Genomic DNA, 17,258 nt, shown 5'->3' with positions numbered 1-17,258 from the left:
CGTCGAACGCCGGCCCCTCACCTCGATCGGGTGGGGGGCCGCGTCCTCACCGCGGGATGACCCGACCGAGCACGACCGGGTCGGCGAGCAACGCCAGGATGCGATCGCCCGCGGCGACTGCGCCGCCCTCGCCTCCACCACTGGGCTGCAATGCCGCGACGACGATGGTGAACGCGAACTCCGCGGCGAGGTGGCTCTCCTCGTCGGGATGATCGGGTGCGAGTCGCTCACGTACCGCCTCCGCGAGGAGCGCGGACTCCCGGTGGGCCGAGTCCCACATCCTGGCACGTGCGACCGGGACCTGATCGATGATCGCGCGGATCCGGCTCACGACGTCGCGCGATTCGTCAGCGCCGATCAGCAACGCCCGAACGGATGCGCCGAGCGACTCTGCCACGGATTCGGATGTTGGCCTCGACCGGAACGTCCGAGCGAGCGTCCCGATCTCCATCATCGGATGGTCGACCAGGAGGCTGTCCTTGGTCGGGAAGTACCGGTGCAGTGTCGATACGCTCACGCCCGCCCGCCGAGCCAACTCGTCGAGCGTCGTCGCCTCGTACCCATGCGCCTCGAACAGCTCGAGCGCGGCGTCCGCGATCCACGACCGCGTGTGCTCCGCGTTGCGCTCACGGACCCCCACAGTTACAAGGTCGCCTTCGGTGCGATGAGGGCGGTGGTCAGCTGCGCTCCGAGCCAGGACCGCACGCGGTCCGCCGACCAGCCGCGGTCGCGCAGGACCTTCCAGCGGCCGAACCCGAGGTAGAACCAGAGGACGTCGGCGGCGTCCTCGGCGCTGACGTCGGCACGCAGGCACCCCAGGGCTTCGAGTCGTCGGCCCGCCTCGCGCACGCGCGCCTCGTACAGCTGCTCGAGCCGACGGATCGACTCCAGGATCACCGGATCGGCCGCGACGTTGCTGTACACCTCGCCCAGCAGCCAGGCGTGCTCGATGAAGAGCGACTCGACCAGACGCTCGAGCCCCGCGACGACCTCCTCCGCCGTCGCCGCCTCGGTGCCGTCCCCCTCGGCCGCACTGCGGAAGGCATCGGCGGCGGCCGACTCGACGAGGGCGATGAGCAGTTGCGGCTTGCCGCCGACGCTCGTGTAGACCGTGTTGACCGCGACGTCGGCACGCGCAGCGATGCCTGCGATCGTCGCGCGGACGTAGCCGTGTTCCTGGTAGGCGGCGAGCGCCGCGTCGAGGACGATGCGACGCGTCTCGGCTGCGGACGATGCCCGACGCTGGGACCGGTACGGACGTGTCTCCACCCGCCGAACCTTACTGCACCGGTCCGGCAGAGGAGGTTCGGTGGGAGCGGCGGTGTGCTGAGGAGTCGCTCGCCGGCGAGCCCTCTGACGCGGGAACGGGCGCGAGGACAGTCGCGGCGATCTGCTCGTCGAGCCACGAGCGGGCACGGTCGGCGTCCCACCCTCGCTCGCAGAGGGTCTTCCACTGGCGGAAGCCGAAGGAGAACCAGAGGACGTCGGTGGCCTCGTCGACCCCCAGCCCGGGACGCAACCGACCGAGCACGTCGAGCTGCCGCGCGACCTCCGCCATGTGGCCGGAGTGGATGGCCTCGACCTCCTGGAGGGCACCGGCGATCGCGGGATCCGCCGGCGCATGTCCCCAGAGCTGGTCGAGGAGCCAGGTGTGCTCGCTGTACAGCGAACCGACCACCCGGCTGATCCGGCCGAGCACCTCCTCCGCCGTTGATCCGACGGCGGTCGGCACGTCCTCGTCGACGCGCGCGAACGCCTCGGCAGCGGCTGACCGGACGAGCGCGACGAGCAGTTGCGGCTTGCCACCGACGCTCGTGTAGACGGTGTTCACCGCCACGTCGGCGCGGGCCGCGATGCCCGCGATCGTGGCGCGGGCGTAGCCGTGTTCGCGGTACGCGGCGAGCGCTGCGTCGAGGATGATGCGACGCGTCTCGGCAGCCGATGACGCGCGACGGCGGGAGCGGTACGGACGTGTCTCCACCGGTCGGAGTTTACTGCACCGGCTCCGGGGCCCGGGGTCGACGTCGAGGCGATGGTGGGTCAGGCAAGGCCCGAGTCCCAGCCCTCACCCGGCCCGATCGGGCGGCGCATGGCTGTCGGTTCCTGCTGACCGGTCCCGCGGGAGGACCCGGCGGTGGTGAGTTCTGCCAGGGTGTCCCAGATGACGTCGACCGGGTCCGGGAGGGCGTTCATCCGGTCGCGCAGGAACTCGCTGCCACGACGTGTGCGGTCGTCGGCCAGCACCCGTCGAACAGCTCCGCGGACCTGTTCCGGTGTGGGTGTCCCGGTGCGGAGGTCGATCCCGCACCCGGCCCATTGGACGCGTGCCGCGATCTCCGGCTTGTCCTCGGTGGCACCAGCCACCACCAGCGGGAGACCGGCCGCGATGGCCCGTTGGACGCCGCCGAATCCCCCGTTCGTCACGAACACGGCGCACCTCGGCAGGAGTTCGTCGTACGGTACGTACTCCTCGACCCGGGCGTTGGCTGGGAGACGGCCCCCCATGGCACGGACGACGTCGTCGACCGGGCGGCCACCGGTCGCGGCGACGACGAGGACGTCCTCGTCTGCGAGAGCACGGAGCGTCGGGACGATGACCCGCCCGAGGTCACGGTTGTCCATGGTGCCCTGCGACACGTGCACGACCGGGCGGCCGGAGTCGAGGTCCGCCCACCAGCCCGGCACCCCGGTGCTCACGCGGTGCCGATGGCGCATCGGACCGACGAAGCGGACCGTGTCCGGCAGGTCCCGGCGCGGGTACTCGAGCTCCGCGATGCTGAGCTGGAACAGCCGGTCGTAGGAGACGTAGGGGTGGTCGTAGAACGAGACCGTGGTGGGCGGCTCGCCGACCTCGGCCAACGCCTCGTCCACAGCGATCCCGATCGGTCTCAGCGGGCCGCGGAGCAGGAAGCTGGTCAGTGCTCGGTTCCGGAGACGGCCGACGGCGGTCTTCGCGGGCGCGAGCACCAGACCGAACGGTCCGGTGTCGACACTGGTCATCACGACCGGGATGGGGGACACCCCGATGACCGGCAACCGCTCGGCAGCCGGACGCGACGAGTACGGAGCGAGCCCCGTGAAGGTGGCATCGCCGATGATCCCGTCGAACCGGTGCGCAGCGAGCAGCGCCTGGACAGCACGCCACTGGCCGGGGAGCACGCGAGCGAACATGCCGATCATCTCGCGGCGCATCGCGGCGAGGCCCTTGATCGCCCCGCGACCCGGGAGCCACGCCTCCAGGTCGCTGTCGTCGTAGTCGACCTCGGCAGGGAGGGGCGCGAAGGTGAGGCCAGAGCGGAGCACGGCGTCCTCGTACCGGCGCCCGGTCAGCACGGTGACGTCGGCTCCTCGGCTCAGGAGCCCCCGTCCGAGTTCGATCACGGGCATGACGTGACCGTGCATGGGCGGTGCGCACAAGAGGAACGAAGGCATGGTCGCGATGTTCGCGGGTATCCGGCGCCACCGCCTCAGTAGATCCTCGCAATCACCATGCGTACGAGTACTGATGCGGTGACACACGCGCGGATGGTCCTGTTGACACCGTGGAACCAGACATCGAACCAACGGCAGGTGGAGCCGCTCCGGCTCCGAGAAGGCCTGCGTGCGGCGCCTGGATCGTTGCGCCTGCGCTCGTCGTCCTGATCGGCTCGTCGATCGCGTTCGGCGTGCAGCCGCTGCAGATCGCGAACGAGGCCTCCACGCCGGTCGTCGCCGTGTACGAGCACCTCCTGTGCGGGATGCTGCACGCCGTCAACGACATCGCTGACACCGGTTCCTCCTGCCACTGACAGCGGCAGGCAGGAGTCGGTGCACGCGGTGGCTCACGCCGACTGTACCGACGCGACCTCGTGGAGGTTCAGCGCCAGCTGCGTGCGCGACCGCACCCCGAGCTTCCGGTAGACCGCGGCGAGATGGGTCTCGACCGTCCGCACGCTGAGGAACAACGACGCGGCGACCTCCCGGTTCGACTGCCCGGCAGCCGCCGCCCACGCCACGCGCTGTTCCGCGGGGGTCAGGCGGGCCCTGCCGTCAGCCTCCTCCAGGCGGGCCTGTGCCGCCTCCGTCCGCGCGAGCAAGCGCGGGTCACCGATCCGGCCTGCCAGTTCCGTGGCGGTCTCCAGGACGTGCAGGCCGCGCGCGGCCTGGTCGGCGCGCAACAGGATCGCGATCTGTTCGAGCTCGGCGCGGAGGACCTCCGGGCGGAACCCACCGCGGCGGAGATCGGCGAGCCCTTGGCTCGAGAGCCGGAGGGCGCGCTCCTCGTCGCCGAGGTGCGCCGCGACGAGAGCCTGCAAGCGGAGCGCCTGCCCGCGGGCGTGTGTCCGACCGGGCCGACGGCCCAGTTCGGCCAGGTCGGTGATGACCGCGGTGGCGCGGTGGACGTCACCGGCGTGCACGAGGGCGCGGACGAGTTCGACGTCGATCCAGAGCCGCTTGCCCGGTTCGTCGATGCCGTGTCGCCGAGCGGCCGAGTACGCCGCCTCGAGGTCCTCGAGTGCTTCGCCCCAGCGCTCCGACCAGGCGTTGTCGAGCCCCGAGATGCCGATCCGGAGCAGCGCCCCGCGGCCCTCTGCCGCCGGGCTGAGAGGGGTGAGGAGGAGCTCGTCGAGCGCCTCACGGTCGTTCTGTGCGAGCGCCATGAGCCCTCTGGCTCGGTACAGGCTGGGCGGGAGCAGCGTCAGTGATCGGGCTTCGTGCTCGCCCTGCTCCAGCAGGTCGTCGGCCACCGACAGCTGCCCGGCGAGCGTCTCGACGATCGACGAGTGTGACAGGCCCTGGACGATCGCGTACACCTCGCCGGCGGTCTTCGCGGCCCGGACGAATGAGCCCAGGTTCGCGCGCGACCGGACGAGGTCGTCAGCCTGGTACGGCCACAGCGCTTCCAGCGCGTCCGCGGTGTCCTCGAGCGCGGGGATGCCGGAAGAACGCTCGCTGGCGCGGAGCTCCGCGAGGAACGCGTCGTCGACGCCGTCACCTCGGTCGAGGCGGAAGTAGGCCGCCCAGGACAGCGCGGCGCGGCGCGCACGCGGAGCGTCGTCGCGCGAGAGGAGGTCCTTCATGCCGATGAGCCGCGCACCAGAGGCGTCGTCGTGGCCCGGCATCGACGCCAAGCGCCAGGTCTCGAGGATGTTCCACCGGACGCTGCCGACGTGTGCGACCCGTTGCAGAGCGTTCAGGCGACGGTCCACGGCACCATGCCCACCGGTCCGCTCGACTGCTTGGACGAGGACCGCGATCACGCGGTCGTAGGTGGGCACGTCGAGCGTCTCGACGTCGAGCTCCGCCATGACCTCGAGTGCGAGTGCGGGGTCACCCACCGCGAACGCCAGCTCCGCCGAGTCCGCGACGCGGAGCGCACGACCGGCCGACGCGTGCTCGGTCCGTGCGAGTGCCCGCCAGGCGAGCCGGAGCGCGGTCTCGGTCGCACCCGCTCGGCGCGCACGACCGGCCGCGTCCGCGAGTTCCGCTGCGAGCTGCTCATCGGCGCCGGGCGGTGTCCCGGCGTCCCGGTGCTCGAGGCGTCGTGTCGCGGGCAGCGGGAGCTCCGCGACGGTCGCGTGGAGGGCCCGTTCCTCCTCGGCGGAGAGCGCCTGGAGCGCGGCGGCCGCGAGCAACGGGTGCGCGGCGGCGGCCCGACCGGCCTCGTACCGGAACACCCGCCGACCGGCGCCGTCCGCCAGGGCGGTAGCTGCGCTCGGGCAGATGAGGGCGAGGTCGTCGACCTCCGCCGATCCGAGCACCGCGACGAGCTGGAGCACCGCGCGGACCGACTCGGGGAGTGCGGCGACGCGGTGCGCGACCGCCTCGACGACGGACCCGGTCGCCCACCGACGGAGGTCTCCCTCCGCCCGGGCGGCGGCGAGCTCGATGGCCCAGAGCGGGTTGCCGCCGCTCGCCTCGGCGACCTCCGCGAGCGTGGACGGCGTGAGTCCTCCGAGTCCGGCATCAGCGACGACCCGGCGGACGGACGTCGCCCCGAGGGGGACGACCGCCGCGACGTCGGTCGGCGCGAAGAGCGGGCGGACGGCGAGGTCCTCCGGCCCTCCGTCGGCACGCCGTGCGGCGACCACGGCGAGCGTGGACCCCACGGCCTGCCGCAGGAACGCCCGCTCCACCGTCCGGCGGGTCTCCGGGTCGAGCCACTGCCACTCGTCGATGACGAGCGTCGCGCCGTCCCTGGCGAGGGTCGTGAATACCTGCGTGACCCCGGCCTGGACCATGACCGAGTTGATCCCCGAGCCCGTTCCGCGGCCGAGCACCGCGAGGAGGGACTCCCGCTGTCCCGTCGGCAGCTGCCGGAAGACCGCGTCCGGAACCGGTGCGAGGAGGTCTCGGAGGCCGGCGAACGGTTGCCGGTCGCCCTCGGTCGGGCGCACGAAGAGCACCGTCCGGCGGGTGTTGATCCGTCGGACCACGGTGTCGATCAAGTGGGACTTCCCGATCCCGGGCTCGCCGACCAGCATGAGCCGTCCCCCGGAAGTGGTCGCTGCGGTGACCGCCCGCGCCAGCAGCCCTCGGCGTTCCGGGGCAAGGCCCATCGGGTCGTCCTGTCCGTGCTGCTGCATCACGTTGTTCCTTTGTTGTAGACCATGCAATTCGATGGATGACGTTACATCAACCGAGTGGCACTCGAATTTGTGTCAAAGATCGGGGAGATGACGGTCCGGTGAACAACCGTGCGCCCCCCACCGTGGTCCCACTGATGCGGAACGACCGGCGGACCGGTGAGGATCAGCCGGTGGCCCGCAGCCCTCGACCGTCGCGAGGGACGTCCTGGCCACCGGGAGGAAGCACTCATGGACGTCGCCGGATCGATCTCGACCGCCCCGCTGTCGTTGAACACCATCCAGATCGACGCCGCCGACCCGCTCGCGCTCGCGTGGTTCTGGTCCGCGGTCCTCGGCGTCCCGGTCAACCCGGGCTCGACGACGGACAGCGCTTCGCTCGTGACGAGCAACCGGATCCCGTCGCTCGTGTTCACGCGGACCGAGGAGCCGAAGATCTGGCGCAACCGCATCTCGTTCCGGTTCGTCTCGGACGACACCGACGCGCACCTCGGTCGGTTGTTCGAGATGCATGTGCCGTTCATCCGCACCGCAGGCGGGCCGAGCGGGACCACCACGTGGGAGTTCCTCGACCCGGAGGGCAACGAGTTCACGCTCAGCGAGCGGTCCACGCTCCCCTGATCGACGGCTGTCGACAGAGGCCCAGCACCACTGCCCCGGTCATCGTGGGAGCACGGAACACCCGGGGACGGTCGGGCGCTCGTCATGCCCGGAGCGCGACGCCGAACTGCCCCAGGTTCTGCCCGTCGAGCAGTTCCAGGAGCGCTGCTGGAGCACTGTCGAGGCCGGTCGTGATCGTCTCGATCGACGTGATCCTGCCGCTACGCCGCCACGCGCTGAGGACAGAGGTCGCCTCGGGCCACTCCGCGCGGAAGTCGCCGACGAGGAACCCCTCGAGGCGGAGGCTCCTCGTGATCGCCGTGAGCGCCAGGTCCTCGAACCCGGTGACACCGCGAGCACCGCCCTGGTACGCGGACGTCGCTCCGGAGCAGACGATGCGCCCGTGCCGGTTCATCCGGGGCAGGACCCCTGCGGTCACCGGGCCCGCCACGTTGTCGAAGTAGACGTCGATGCCCGACGGCACGGCTCGGGTCAGGTCGTCGAGGAACGTGCTCGACCGACGGTTCACCGCCGCGTCGAACCCCAGGCGTCCGATGAGGGCGGTGTTCTTGTCGTCGGAACTGGTGATCCCGACCACACGCGCACCCAGCGCGCGAGCGATCTGTCCCGCCAGTGCCCGACACCCCCGGCAGCGCCGGACACCACGACCGTCTCGCCGGCGGCGACCCTCCCGACCGTGGTGAGCCCGAAGTAGGCGGTCAGGCCGTTCTGCCCGAGGACGCTGAGGTACTGCTCGATCGGAGCCGGCGTCTCCAGCACCCGGAGCTGGTCCGCTCGCATGATCGAGTACCGCTCCCACCCCGCGAACCCGGCGACGAGCGACCCCACGGCCGGCCCGTCCTCCGGTCCCCGGAGGACCCGGCCGATCACCGTGCTCGGGATGGTCTCGCCGACGACGAGCTGCGGTCGGTAGGTGTCCATCTCCATCGACGCGCGTGCCGCTGCAGCGACGGACAGCATCTCGTTCTCGACGAGGACCTCGTCCGGCAGCACGTCCCGGAGCGGCTCGTCGTGCCGCTCGAAGTGCTGCAGCTGCAGGGGCCCCGTCGGGCGGGCGCGCATGGCGATGCGGGAGTTGGTGACGGGCTGGCGCTCCGTCGAGGGGTCGAGCATGGTGTGGGTCCTCCTGGTGTCGGCCGACGGTGTCGTCGTGACGGTGTCGTCGTGCCGGTGTCGTCGTGCCGGTTCGTCCGTCGCGCGGGATCGGGTCCTCGCTCACTCGATCGCTGCGAGCCCGAGTTCCCAGAGGCCGTCTGCGGTGTCCGGGTCGATGGACCAGGACGCGACGCCGCTCTGCAGGCCCGTGCCGCCCTCGACGACCGCGGCGGGTCGTCCGTCCTCGAAGTACCGACCGGTCACGTGCGCCGTGGCCGGCGCGGCCACGAGCGACACCTGGTCCGCTGCGCCCTGTGCCGTCGTCTTGAAGAACGCCGGCGTGTGCACCTTCCCGTCCTCCTCGTAGACACCCATCGACCGCAGGCTGACCGGGTCCACGTGCCGCTGCAGACGGGTCCGGATCCATCCCGGCGCGACCGCGTTGGCGGTGATGCCGTCGCCGGCCCACCGCCTGGCCATCCCGACCGCCATGAGCACGTCGGCGGTCTTCGACTGGGCGTACGCGACCCAGGGGTCGTACGGGCGACGGGCGAAGTGCGGGTCGTCGAGGTCGAGCGGCGCGAGGAGCTGCGCCCCGGAGCTCACCACGACGATGCGCGCGTCCCCCGCGGCGACGAGGTGCTCGTGCAGTCCGAGTGCGAGCGCGAAGTGCCCGAGGTGGTTCGTGGCGAGCTGCATCTCCCAGCCGCTCGCCGACAACCGGCGGTCTGGGAGTGCCATCACCCCCGCGTTCGCGATCAGGCCGTCGAGCGGGCGGTCCCACGCACGGACGAACGACCGGACGGAATCGAGGTCGGCCAGGTCCAGTTGCCGGACGTCGACGTCTCCCGACCGGGCGAGGGCGTCGACGTTCGACGGGTCCCGCGTCGCGATGGTGACGGCAGCTCCGGCGCCGACGAGTGCCTCCACGGAGGCGAGGCCGAGACCGGACCCACCCCCGGTGACCAGGTACCTCCGCCCGGTCAGGTCGACGCCGGCCAGGACGTCCGCGGCGGTCGTCCGGCGCTCCGGTGACGTGTCGTGGTGGTCGCCGGTGTTGTCGTGGTGATCTGTGTCCATCGGGAGCTCCTCGGGTCTTCGGCATTGTTCGGACAGTGTGTCCGGACAGATTGTCCGATCGAGTGAACCGTAGCACGAGCATCGGACAGCCTGTCCGGACAAGCTGTCCGATGTGCGCTACGCTGCTGCCATGCCCTCCGTGACGCGTTCCGCTTCCAAGGCCCCCTCGCCCTCCTCGGTCGAGTCGCGCCTTCTCTCCGCCACGCAGGACCTCCTGGCGGGCGGGGCGCTGTTCACCGAGCTGAGCGTCGGTGCGATCGTCGAGGCTGCTGGCGTCGCCAGGTCGAGCTTCTACGCCCACTTCCCCGACAAGACGCAGCTCCTGCGCCGCTGCGCGGCGGACCTCGGCGACTCGTCCTTCGGACTCCTCGCAGACTGGGACCCTTCCGCCGTGTCCGCGCTGCAGGACCTGAGCGCGATCATGCGCCAGATCCTGGCCCACTACCGGGACAGAGCCCCGCTCCTCCGGGCCGTGGTGGAGGTCGCGGCCTACGACGCGGACACCCGACGGTTCTGGGACGACCAACTCGAGGTCTTCGTCCGGCATGCAGAGCTGCTGCTGCACCGAGAGCAGCATGCCGGCCGCACACCCCGGAGCGTGGACGTCGAGGTCGCCAGCAGGATGTTCGTCCACGGCGGCATGCAGGCCATCACCCAGCAGGTGCTCTCCGGCGCACCCGCACACGACTCGGCCGTCGCTGAGGAACTGTCCGCACAGCAGTGGTTCGGCTCGTTCCGCCGGCCGTCTGCCACATGACGAAGGAAATCGCATGACCACACGAACCGACCACCCCACGGTGCTCCTGGTGCAGGGCGCCTGGCACCACCCGGACGCCTGGCTGCCGCTGCGCGGTGAGCTCTTCCTCCGCGGAGTGCGCACCGTCGTCACCGACCTCCCCAGCGCCGGAACGGCACCGACCGGGTCGATGCACGACGACGCGGACGCCGTCACGGCCGCCATCGCCGCCATCGCCGGTCCCGTCGTCGTCGTGGCGCACTCCTACGGCGGGATCCCTGCCACTGAGGCGACCGCGACTGCGACCGGTGTCACACAGTTGATCTACGTCGCGGCGTACGTACCGGACGTCGACGGGTCGATGTACACCCTCCACGGCGTCCCGGACCCCGAGGACGTCAGCGGCCTCGTCCCGACCGTCCCGGATCCGCGGACCACGTTCTACGGTGACCTGACCGACGAACGCGCTGCCGTCGCCGTCGCCCGGATGGTCGAGCAGACGCAACGCGCCTTCGTCGAGCGGGTCCGCGGGGCCGGCTGGAGGTCCGTGCCGACGACGTACGTCGTCTGCGATCAGGACCAGGCGATCCCGCCCTCGATGCAGGCCGCGATGGCAGCGCACGCCGGTGCCACGGTGCGGCACCTCGCCAGCAGCCACTCGCCGTTCCTGTCCGAGCCGGGTGCACTCGCCGACCTGGTCCTCTCGACCGTCTCGGCTGCCGCGGTCTGAGCGACGGCCGGCCCGGCTCCCCGGTCTCGTCGGGGGCCGGTCCGGCTCTCCCGCCGGGCCGACTCCCCGTTCCCGTCGTGCCTCAGAAGCAGTAGGTCCGCGTGGCGACGGTCTCGAACCCGAGACGCTCGTACACGCGCGCACCCTCGTCGCTCGCCTGGAGGTACGCCACCTCGGCACCCTGCTCGCGAGCCGCGTGCATCAGGGCCCAGGTGATCGCCGCACCATGGCCGTTGCGCTGGTGGTCCGGCAGCGTGCCGATCGCGTACAGGCCGACGATCGTCGGGGACGTCTGGACGGACATCCCCGTCGACACCACCTGGCCGTCGTCGTCGGTGACCACGAACGCCGACACCTCCGGACGGGCGAGCACGGCGTCGTTCGCGAACGGTGCTGTGCCGGCGACGTCGGTCAGCCCGAAGGCGGTCGCCATGCACTGCTGGATGCCCGCGATGTGCGACCGCTCGGCAGGGCGCACAGCCCGCGTGACCGGAGGCGCCGCGATCTCGTCCAGCAGTCCCGTCGACATGGTCGGCAGCACCGCGGACCCCTCGTACCCGCGGTCGGCGGCCCACCGGGCCTGCTCGGCCGTGGGGGTGGCGCCGACCTGTGCGACGCGGACCCGCTGGTCGTCGCCGAGTCGGCTGAGGAGCCGGTCGAACTCGGCGGCGGGCTCGTCCGGTCGCGCGGTGACGAGTCCGTTCGCGGTGATCGTCCCGGCGCCGGTCCAGGCGACGGCGAGTTCATCGTCACCGACGAACCAGCCGTTCTCTGCGTGCTCGGCGATGAGACGGATGGTCCTGATGCGTTCCACGTCGAAGGAGTCGGCACGGCTCGGGATGCGGGAGGTGGGGTGGGTGGTCATCTGGGTTCCTTTCCTGGGGCGCAGTCCGGACCAGACCGGTACCGCGCGGATGAGTGGATCGGGAGGGCATCCCGGACGTGTCTCGGTCAGGCGTGCTCGGCCGTCACCGTGGCGAGCCACTCGTCGCAGGCCGCGGCGAAGCGTTCCGGCTGCTCTGCCCACGGCACATGGCCGCTGTCCTCGATGACGGCGAGGGTCGACCCCGCGATGCGCTCGACGATGCGGGCAGCCTGCGAGACGGGATCGCAGATGAAGTCGTCGTCACCGACGACCACCAGCGTCGGCACGTCGATCCGGTGGAGGTCGGCGAGCACGTCGTCACCCTGGAACCCGGACGCGTTGGCGTACCCGTTCGCGGTCTCGTCGATCTGGAGCGTGGGCATCACGGTCGCGGCGAGTTCCGGGTCGTGGAAGTAGAAGGGACCGATGGCGTCCAGGGTCTCGGTGATGCTGCGCGGCGTCGTGTCGGCACCGGTCATCATCGCGATCGCGGCATCGACGAAGCCAGGGCGGGTCTCGTAGAAGGGGTGGGTCCGGCGTCGTTCCATGGCTGCCAGGAGCTCACGGGTGCGCAGCTCGTCCGGCGCCGCGATCGCGTCGATGGCGATGATCCCGAGCAGGTGCTCACTGTGCTCGATGCCGTACGCGAGCACCTGCTGGCCGCCGGCGGAGTGACCGGCCAGGAATACACGAGGGGCGCCGAGGTGCTGGCGGAGACCGTCGATGTCGGCGACGAAGTGGGACAGGGTGTACTGGTCGGGCTGCTCCGGCCCCGTCGAGTCACCGCTGTGCCGGGTGTCGAAGTACACCACCGTGCAGTGCTGCTCCAGGGCCGGCTGCGGGAGCAGGTAACTGATCGAGGGGCCCCAGCCGGGCGACGGGAAGAGCATGACGGGTCCGGACCCGCGGACCACGTAGTGGAGACGGTTGCCGTTGACGTCGGCCGTGTGGCTGCCCGGCGTGAGCCGTGCTCCCAGGGCATCAGGCTGCGACGGCACGGCCGTCGGGAACGTGAGCGATTCTGCAGGAGTGGTCATGCGGTGACGGTAGGACGGAAGACGACGCGCGAGCGCCCGTGGAATCACCGAAGCGGACGAAGCGATGCCCGACGTCGTCACGGATCACCGGTCGTTGCACGCTGTCGATCCGAGCGCGGGAGCCGTGGCGAGCCGGCGTCACCGCGACGCCGTCGTGCTCACCGCCGGATGGACGACGTCATCGTCGACCCGGCAGGACGGCGGGCCCTCGTCGGAGCCGGCGCGCGGTGGCGGGACGTGGTCCCGCGCACCGCCGTGCACGGTCTGGTGCTCGCACTCGAGGCCGTCACCGCCGACGGGTCCGTCGTGCGCGCGAGTGCGACCGAGCACGACGACGGTGTCTGGTGAGCACGATCGGACCCCAACCGTCGCAGGACTGGGTACACCTCAATGGAAACGCGGGTTGCAGCTCCGTCGCCCCGTTCTGGGGCGACGGGGTCAACGGGCGGTGCTGACGACGAGCACCATGGCGAGGACGATCCCGTGGACCAGCGACGTGAACGAGGACAGCTGGAGCGACGTGATCAGCCCGGGGGCGTTCCGCGCGCGGGTCCCGGCGAGCACCGCCGGCACGGCCAGCACGAGGGACACGGCCGCGATGAGCACGAGCGGGTGCTCCGGGACGATGACGAGCAACAGGAGGTACGGCAGCAGCATGAACACCGCGTAGGCGGTCCTCGCGGCACGGCCGCCGATGACGACGGCGAGCGTCCGTTTGCCGGCCTGCTGGTCGGGCCCGATGTCCCGGATGTTGTTCACCATGAGCACACCGGACGCGAACAATCCGAGGGACACGGCGCCCACCAAGCCCTCGAGCGTGGCGTGCCGGGTCTGGACGAACTGCGTGCCGAGCACGGCGACGAGACCGAAGAACACGAAGACGGACACCTCACCGAGTGCTCGGTACCCGTAGGGGCGCCGACCGCCCGTGTAGTACCAGGCGGCCGCGATCGTCACCGCACCGACGAGGAGCATCCACGACAGCTGGGTGATGAGGACGATGACCAGGCCCGCGACGGCCGCGATCGCGAAGAAGGCCAGCCCGACGTCGAGCACCGCGTCCGGCGTCGCACGCCCGGCCCCGGTGAGTCGTGGCGGGCCGACACGGAACGTGTCGGTCCCGCGCACGCCGTCCGAGTAGTCGTTCGTGAAGTTCACGCCGATCTGCAGGCCGAGGGCGACGACGAGGCAGAGGACCGCGATGAGCAGGTGGTGGTCACGGCCGAAGTACCCGCTCCCGGTGACGTCCCCGGCTGCGGCGACGCCGGTGCCGAGGACCACCGCGACGATGCTGAGGGGCAATGTGCGCGGACGGGCGCCGGCGATCCAGTCGCGGACGCCGGGGCGGGGGACGCCGGCCTTCGCGGGGTCCGTCAGCACAGCGGGCGACCGGAGACGGAGAGGAGCACGATGACGTTCATCGTCAGAGGCTGTCCGCTCCGGCGTGCGCCCGCGTCGGTGGGACCACCGGTCCTGGACGGGGAACGGGTGTCGGACCGACGGGTCGCCTGGCCCCTCGGAACCATGGACGGCACCACCCGCAGACCGAAGCACCGAAGAACCGGAGGACCGACCTTGCCGATCGCCCACACCCGCTTCACCGACGTCGAGTACCTCGACGAGGGCCCTCGGACCGGCACACCCGTGGTGATGGTCCACGGGTTCCCGGACCACCCGGGGACCTGGGACGGCGTCGTCTCCCTGCTGCCGAACGGACTCCGGATCATCCGCCCGTTCCTCCGCGGGGTCGGCCGCAGCCGGGTCGTCGCGCCCGAGGCCCGGTCGGCACAGGTCGCCGCGCTGGCGACTGACGTCCTCGACCTCCTGCGCGAACTCGCGCTCGGACCTGTCGTCCTGGTGGGCCACGACTGGAGCGCACGAGCCGCCCACGCCGTCGCCGCACTCGCGCCGGAGGCGGTCAGTGGCCTGGTGACCGTCGCCACCGCCTACGGTCCGTCGTCCCTGCTCCACGGCCAGGAGTCGCTCGACGAGGTGTCCGTCGCGTGGTACCGCTACTGGCTCTGCACGCAGGCGGGTGCCGACGCGTTCCGACACGACCCGGAGGCCCTGGTCCGGTGGGCCTGGGAGCACTGGTCGCCGGCGATCACCCTGTCCGACGAAGAGCTCGCCCAGGTCCTGCGCGCGGTCGGCACCGACGACTTCGCCGACCACGTCATCCACTACTACCGCCACGGCACGGGCGAGGCACCGGGGGCGGCGGTGTACGCCGAGACCCAGGAGTTCCTGGACGGCTGGCCGCGGATCCCCACGCCGACGACCTTCCTGCACGGCATGGACGACGGCTGCGAGACGCCGACACTCGCGCGCGCGAACGCGCCGTACTTCGCCGGCGGACGGCGTCTGATCGAGGTCGACGAGACTGGCCACTTCCTCCAGCGGGAGAACCCGCAGGCGGTGGCTGACGCAATCTCGCAGTACCTCTGACGGACGCGGAGAGGCCCTCCTGAGCCGTCACCCAATCAGGAGGGCCGTCGCCCGGCCGTGTCAAGCGATCCCGCCGGAGCGTTCGGCCACGGCCTACCCGTCGTCGCCCGCGATCACCTGGCTGGCCAGGTCGGCAGCGCCGAAGACGACCACGCCGACGATCCAGGCCAGACCCGCGACGGCCAGGGAGAGGAAGAGCGACCGGCGCGTGATCCTCATGCTGTCCGTGTGCCCACCACCGTCGCCCTGGATCACGCTCGCGGGTAGTCGATGTAACCCACGTCGCCACCGCCGTACATCGTCGCACCATCGGGATCGGCGAGCGGCGTTCCGTTCTGCAGCCGCTCCGGGAGGTCCGGATTCGCGATGAAGTTCACCCCGAACGACATCAGGTCCGTGGTGCCGTCCTCGATCAGGATCAGTTCGTCCGGACCGGTGGGTCGGGGGTGTGTGTCCGGGTTGAGGATGAAGGTGTTGGGCCAGGCGGCTCGGATCTCGTTGGTGAGCATGCGGCCAGCCGACTCCATCTCGTGCAGGTGAGCCAGGTCGAGCTCTGCGAGCCGGGACACGAGTGGGAGGTACGTGGCCGCCAGGTCAGTTCCCTCGTTGATGTCGTTCAGTGCGATCCCCGGCGATATCCGGAAACCGACCCGTTCGGCGCCGATCTCGGCGCTGACCGCTGTGGCCACCTCCACGGCGAAGCGGATGCGGTTCTCGACGGAACCTCCCCACCGGTCGGAGCGCCGGTTGGTGTGCGGCGACAGGAACTGGTGGATGAGGTACCCGCTGGCGCCGTGCAGCTCGACTCCGTCGAATCCCGCCTCCACGGCGTTCCGCGCTGCGCTGGCGAAATCCGCGATCGTCCGCTCGATCCCTGCTTCGGAGTACGCGCGGGGCTCGACGTAGTCCTGCATGCCGTCATGCGTGAAGGTCTGGCCCACCGGCGTCACCGCGGAGGGCCCGATCGGGGGTAAGCCGTCCGGGCGGATGTCCGGATGCCCGATCCGGCCGGCGTGCATGAGCTGCGCGAAGACGACCCCGCCCTCGTCGTGGACTGCAGCGGTCACCTGCTTCCACGATTCGACCTGCTCGCCGGAGTGGATTCCAGGGGTGTTCGTGTAGCCGTGACCCTCCTCGGAGGGCGACGTGCCCTCGGTGACGATGAGGCCAGCAGAGGCACGCTGAGCGTAGTAGAGCGCCATCGACGGTGTCGCGGTCCGTGCCGGTTCGGGCGAACGGCTGCGCGTCATCGGCGACATCACGATGCGGTTGCGCAGTGTCCGCCCGGCGAACGGGTAGGGAGTGAAGGGGTCGATGGCGCCGGTGAGGGCGTCCGCTGGGCGATCAGGCGTGTCCTGATTCAGGGTCATGGCTGGTCCGATCTCGTTGCTGGTGTCTGGGCTCGTGCCTGATGGCTTCCTGCCGTGTCGCGATGCTTGCTGCCGCCGTTCGCCTTGGCATCAGCGGAACCACCGAGGGCGACGTCATCTGACGATGCGCCGTCACCCTGCCGAGGAAGTGGGCGACGTGCGCGTCGAACGCTGCCGGGTCGGCGCTGCGTTCCAGCCCGTGCGGGACCGGCGGGATCGACGCCATGGTGACGTCCACGGGATGCGCTGCGGCGCGCTGGCAGATGCTCCGTATGGTGCGTCCCGGTCTGCAGCGGAGTGGAGGACGAGGGTCGGAACCGGTGACAACGGCGGGCGGAGGTGGGTCCGCCGGAGGGGGACGGCAGGCCGACGGCCTCGAACTGAGGGCCCCGCGTTGATGCTCATCCAGTGCAGTCGGCGCGCGGACTCGCCCTCGGTCTGCGCGGCACCCGCGGCAGCACGGACACCCGATCGACGCGACGAGCCTTGACCTCGGCCGCGCCATCGCGCTCGGCGATGCGGCGAGGTGAAGCGGTCCTCTCGGAGGAACACACCACCTATGCACCAGCGCCACCCAAGAAGAAAACCCCCGTGCGAACGGGGGTTGGGACTGCTGCAGGTTTGGTTGACTCGTTCGTTTAGGCCGCGAGTGCGACCTGTGGGTTGATGATCGTCTCGTACTCGATCGGGGTCAACTTCCCGAGACCGCGCTG

19 protein-coding genes are annotated in these 17,258 nt (G+C 70.9%); 6 read left to right on the top strand and 13 right to left on the bottom strand.

The genetic code is table 11. From position 1 onward, the window contains the following. Window positions 1-46: 46 nt before the first annotated feature. Genes DEJ25_RS08800 through DEJ25_RS08785 form a run of 4 tightly spaced genes read right to left on the bottom strand, consistent with a single transcriptional unit; the run spans window position 47 to window position 3,387 of the window. Complete coding sequence (locus tag DEJ25_RS08800; RefSeq protein WP_181421582.1) at window positions 47-640, bottom strand: TetR/AcrR family transcriptional regulator; 594 nt, start codon at window positions 638-640, stop codon at window positions 47-49. Between the two features lie 2 nt (window positions 641-642). Continuing rightward, the gene (locus DEJ25_RS16865) at window positions 643-1,269 is read right to left on the bottom strand and encodes a TetR/AcrR family transcriptional regulator (RefSeq protein ID WP_220033196.1); all 627 of its coding nucleotides are present in this window, start codon (window positions 1,267-1,269) and stop codon (window positions 643-645) included. 10 nt (window positions 1,270-1,279) lie between these two features. Further along, the gene (locus tag DEJ25_RS16860; RefSeq protein WP_220033195.1) at window positions 1,280-1,981 is read right to left on the bottom strand and encodes a TetR/AcrR family transcriptional regulator; all 702 of its coding nucleotides are present in this window, start codon (window positions 1,979-1,981) and stop codon (window positions 1,280-1,282) included. 59 nt (window positions 1,982-2,040) lie between these two features. After that, window positions 2,041-3,387: a nucleotide disphospho-sugar-binding domain-containing protein gene (locus tag DEJ25_RS08785; protein WP_258366457.1), complete on the bottom strand. Its 1,347-nt coding sequence runs from the start codon at window positions 3,385-3,387 to the stop codon at window positions 2,041-2,043. 278 nt (window positions 3,388-3,665) lie between these two features. On the opposite strand from DEJ25_RS08785, the gene DEJ25_RS17005 reads away from it, so the two are divergent. Further along, window positions 3,666-3,788, top strand: coding sequence for a hypothetical protein (locus tag DEJ25_RS17005; RefSeq protein ID WP_258366340.1), 123 nt, complete (start codon window positions 3,666-3,668; stop codon window positions 3,786-3,788). 33 nt (window positions 3,789-3,821) lie between these two features. Here DEJ25_RS17005 and DEJ25_RS08780 read toward each other — a convergent pair whose 3' ends face one another. Continuing rightward, complete coding sequence (locus tag DEJ25_RS08780) at window positions 3,822-6,566, bottom strand: LuxR family transcriptional regulator (RefSeq protein ID WP_111044448.1); 2,745 nt, start codon at window positions 6,564-6,566, stop codon at window positions 3,822-3,824. Between the two features lie 231 nt (window positions 6,567-6,797). Here DEJ25_RS08780 and DEJ25_RS08775 point away from each other — a divergent pair, with 231 nt between their 5' ends. Next, window positions 6,798-7,187, top strand: coding sequence for a VOC family protein (locus DEJ25_RS08775; RefSeq protein WP_220033194.1), 390 nt, complete (start codon window positions 6,798-6,800; stop codon window positions 7,185-7,187). 82 nt (window positions 7,188-7,269) lie between these two features. Here the strand turns inward: DEJ25_RS08775 and DEJ25_RS08770 are convergent, their stop codons facing one another. From DEJ25_RS08770 to DEJ25_RS08760, 3 genes are all read right to left on the bottom strand, one after another. Beyond that, on the bottom strand, window positions 7,270-7,764 hold the full coding sequence (locus tag DEJ25_RS08770) for a zinc-binding dehydrogenase (protein ID WP_181427386.1): 495 nt from the start codon (window positions 7,762-7,764) through the stop codon (window positions 7,270-7,272). Next, complete coding sequence (locus DEJ25_RS08765; protein ID WP_111044446.1) at window positions 7,692-8,300, bottom strand: hypothetical protein; 609 nt, start codon at window positions 8,298-8,300, stop codon at window positions 7,692-7,694. The genes DEJ25_RS08770 and DEJ25_RS08765 overlap by 73 nt, the downstream gene beginning before the upstream one ends. A gap of 102 nt (window positions 8,301-8,402) precedes the next feature. Next, the gene (locus tag DEJ25_RS08760) at window positions 8,403-9,362 is read right to left on the bottom strand and encodes an SDR family NAD(P)-dependent oxidoreductase (RefSeq protein WP_111044445.1); all 960 of its coding nucleotides are present in this window, start codon (window positions 9,360-9,362) and stop codon (window positions 8,403-8,405) included. 130 nt (window positions 9,363-9,492) lie between these two features. On the opposite strand from DEJ25_RS08760, the gene DEJ25_RS08755 reads away from it, so the two are divergent. Together DEJ25_RS08755 and DEJ25_RS08750 are read left to right on the top strand one after the other, a co-directional pair. After that, on the top strand, window positions 9,493-10,119 hold the full coding sequence (locus DEJ25_RS08755) for a TetR/AcrR family transcriptional regulator (protein WP_111122325.1): 627 nt from the start codon (window positions 9,493-9,495) through the stop codon (window positions 10,117-10,119). Between the two features lie 13 nt (window positions 10,120-10,132). Further along, window positions 10,133-10,828, top strand: a complete 696-nt coding sequence (locus DEJ25_RS08750) for an alpha/beta hydrolase (protein ID WP_181421583.1) — start codon at window positions 10,133-10,135, stop codon at window positions 10,826-10,828. Between the two features lie 82 nt (window positions 10,829-10,910). On the opposite strand, the gene DEJ25_RS08745 is transcribed toward DEJ25_RS08750, so the two are convergent. Both DEJ25_RS08745 and DEJ25_RS08740 read right to left on the bottom strand, forming a co-directional pair. Continuing rightward, on the bottom strand, window positions 10,911-11,693 hold the full coding sequence (locus tag DEJ25_RS08745; protein ID WP_110903922.1) for a GNAT family N-acetyltransferase: 783 nt from the start codon (window positions 11,691-11,693) through the stop codon (window positions 10,911-10,913). Window positions 11,694-11,779: 86 nt separating this feature from the next. Continuing rightward, the gene (locus DEJ25_RS08740; RefSeq protein ID WP_111044443.1) at window positions 11,780-12,730 is read right to left on the bottom strand and encodes an alpha/beta fold hydrolase; all 951 of its coding nucleotides are present in this window, start codon (window positions 12,728-12,730) and stop codon (window positions 11,780-11,782) included. Between the two features lie 168 nt (window positions 12,731-12,898). Between DEJ25_RS08740 and DEJ25_RS16665 the strand changes: the two genes are divergently transcribed. Continuing rightward, window positions 12,899-13,078 carry a hypothetical protein gene (locus DEJ25_RS16665; protein WP_181427385.1) on the top strand — a complete coding sequence of 60 codons (180 nt, stop codon included), beginning with the start codon at window positions 12,899-12,901 and terminating at the stop codon, window positions 13,076-13,078. A gap of 90 nt (window positions 13,079-13,168) precedes the next feature. Here DEJ25_RS16665 and DEJ25_RS08730 read toward each other — a convergent pair whose 3' ends face one another. After that, on the bottom strand, window positions 13,169-14,110 hold the full coding sequence (locus DEJ25_RS08730) for a 1,4-dihydroxy-2-naphthoate polyprenyltransferase (RefSeq protein WP_111044441.1): 942 nt from the start codon (window positions 14,108-14,110) through the stop codon (window positions 13,169-13,171). Between the two features lie 195 nt (window positions 14,111-14,305). Here DEJ25_RS08730 and DEJ25_RS08725 point away from each other — a divergent pair, with 195 nt between their 5' ends. Further along, window positions 14,306-15,175 carry an alpha/beta fold hydrolase gene (locus tag DEJ25_RS08725; protein WP_181427384.1) on the top strand — a complete coding sequence of 290 codons (870 nt, stop codon included), beginning with the start codon at window positions 14,306-14,308 and terminating at the stop codon, window positions 15,173-15,175. Between the two features lie 93 nt (window positions 15,176-15,268). Here DEJ25_RS08725 and DEJ25_RS17000 read toward each other — a convergent pair whose 3' ends face one another. Continuing rightward, window positions 15,269-15,394 carry a hypothetical protein gene (locus DEJ25_RS17000; protein WP_258366341.1) on the bottom strand — a complete coding sequence of 42 codons (126 nt, stop codon included), beginning with the start codon at window positions 15,392-15,394 and terminating at the stop codon, window positions 15,269-15,271. A gap of 32 nt (window positions 15,395-15,426) precedes the next feature. After that, window positions 15,427-16,545 carry an alkene reductase gene (locus tag DEJ25_RS08720; protein ID WP_111044439.1) on the bottom strand — a complete coding sequence of 373 codons (1,119 nt, stop codon included), beginning with the start codon at window positions 16,543-16,545 and terminating at the stop codon, window positions 15,427-15,429. Between the last annotated feature and the right edge of the window lie 713 nt (window positions 16,546-17,258).

The sequence above is a fragment of the Curtobacterium sp. MCPF17_011 genome (assembly GCF_003234145.1).
Lineage (GTDB): Bacteria > Actinomycetota > Actinomycetes > Actinomycetales > Microbacteriaceae > Curtobacterium.
Note: the sequence above shows the minus strand (reverse complement) of the source record. Positions and strands in the feature narration are given on the sequence as shown.

Coding starts and splice junctions, on each gene's coding strand:
- DEJ25_RS08775 (WP_220033194.1), top strand. CDS start 6,798: ATGGACGTCGCCGGATCGATCTCGACCGCCCCGCTGTCGTTGAACACC.
- DEJ25_RS16665 (WP_181427385.1), top strand. CDS start 12,899: ATGGACGACGTCATCGTCGACCCGGCAGGACGGCGGGCCCTCGTCGGA.
- DEJ25_RS08750 (WP_181421583.1), top strand. CDS start 10,133: ATGACCACACGAACCGACCACCCCACGGTGCTCCTGGTGCAGGGCGCC.
- DEJ25_RS08740 (WP_111044443.1), bottom strand. CDS start 12,730: ATGACCACTCCTGCAGAATCGCTCACGTTCCCGACGGCCGTGCCGTCG.
- DEJ25_RS08745 (WP_110903922.1), bottom strand. CDS start 11,693: ATGACCACCCACCCCACCTCCCGCATCCCGAGCCGTGCCGACTCCTTC.
- DEJ25_RS08780 (WP_111044448.1), bottom strand. CDS start 6,566: ATGCAGCAGCACGGACAGGACGACCCGATGGGCCTTGCCCCGGAACGC.
- DEJ25_RS08755 (WP_111122325.1), top strand. CDS start 9,493: ATGCCCTCCGTGACGCGTTCCGCTTCCAAGGCCCCCTCGCCCTCCTCG.
- DEJ25_RS08720 (WP_111044439.1), bottom strand. CDS start 16,545: ATGACCCTGAATCAGGACACGCCTGATCGCCCAGCGGACGCCCTCACC.
- DEJ25_RS08785 (WP_258366457.1), bottom strand. CDS start 3,387: ATGCCCGTGATCGAACTCGGACGGGGGCTCCTGAGCCGAGGAGCCGAC.
- DEJ25_RS17000 (WP_258366341.1), bottom strand. CDS start 15,394: ATGAGGATCACGCGCCGGTCGCTCTTCCTCTCCCTGGCCGTCGCGGGT.
- DEJ25_RS08765 (WP_111044446.1), bottom strand. CDS start 8,300: ATGCTCGACCCCTCGACGGAGCGCCAGCCCGTCACCAACTCCCGCATC.
- DEJ25_RS08760 (WP_111044445.1), bottom strand. CDS start 9,362: ATGGACACAGATCACCACGACAACACCGGCGACCACCACGACACGTCA.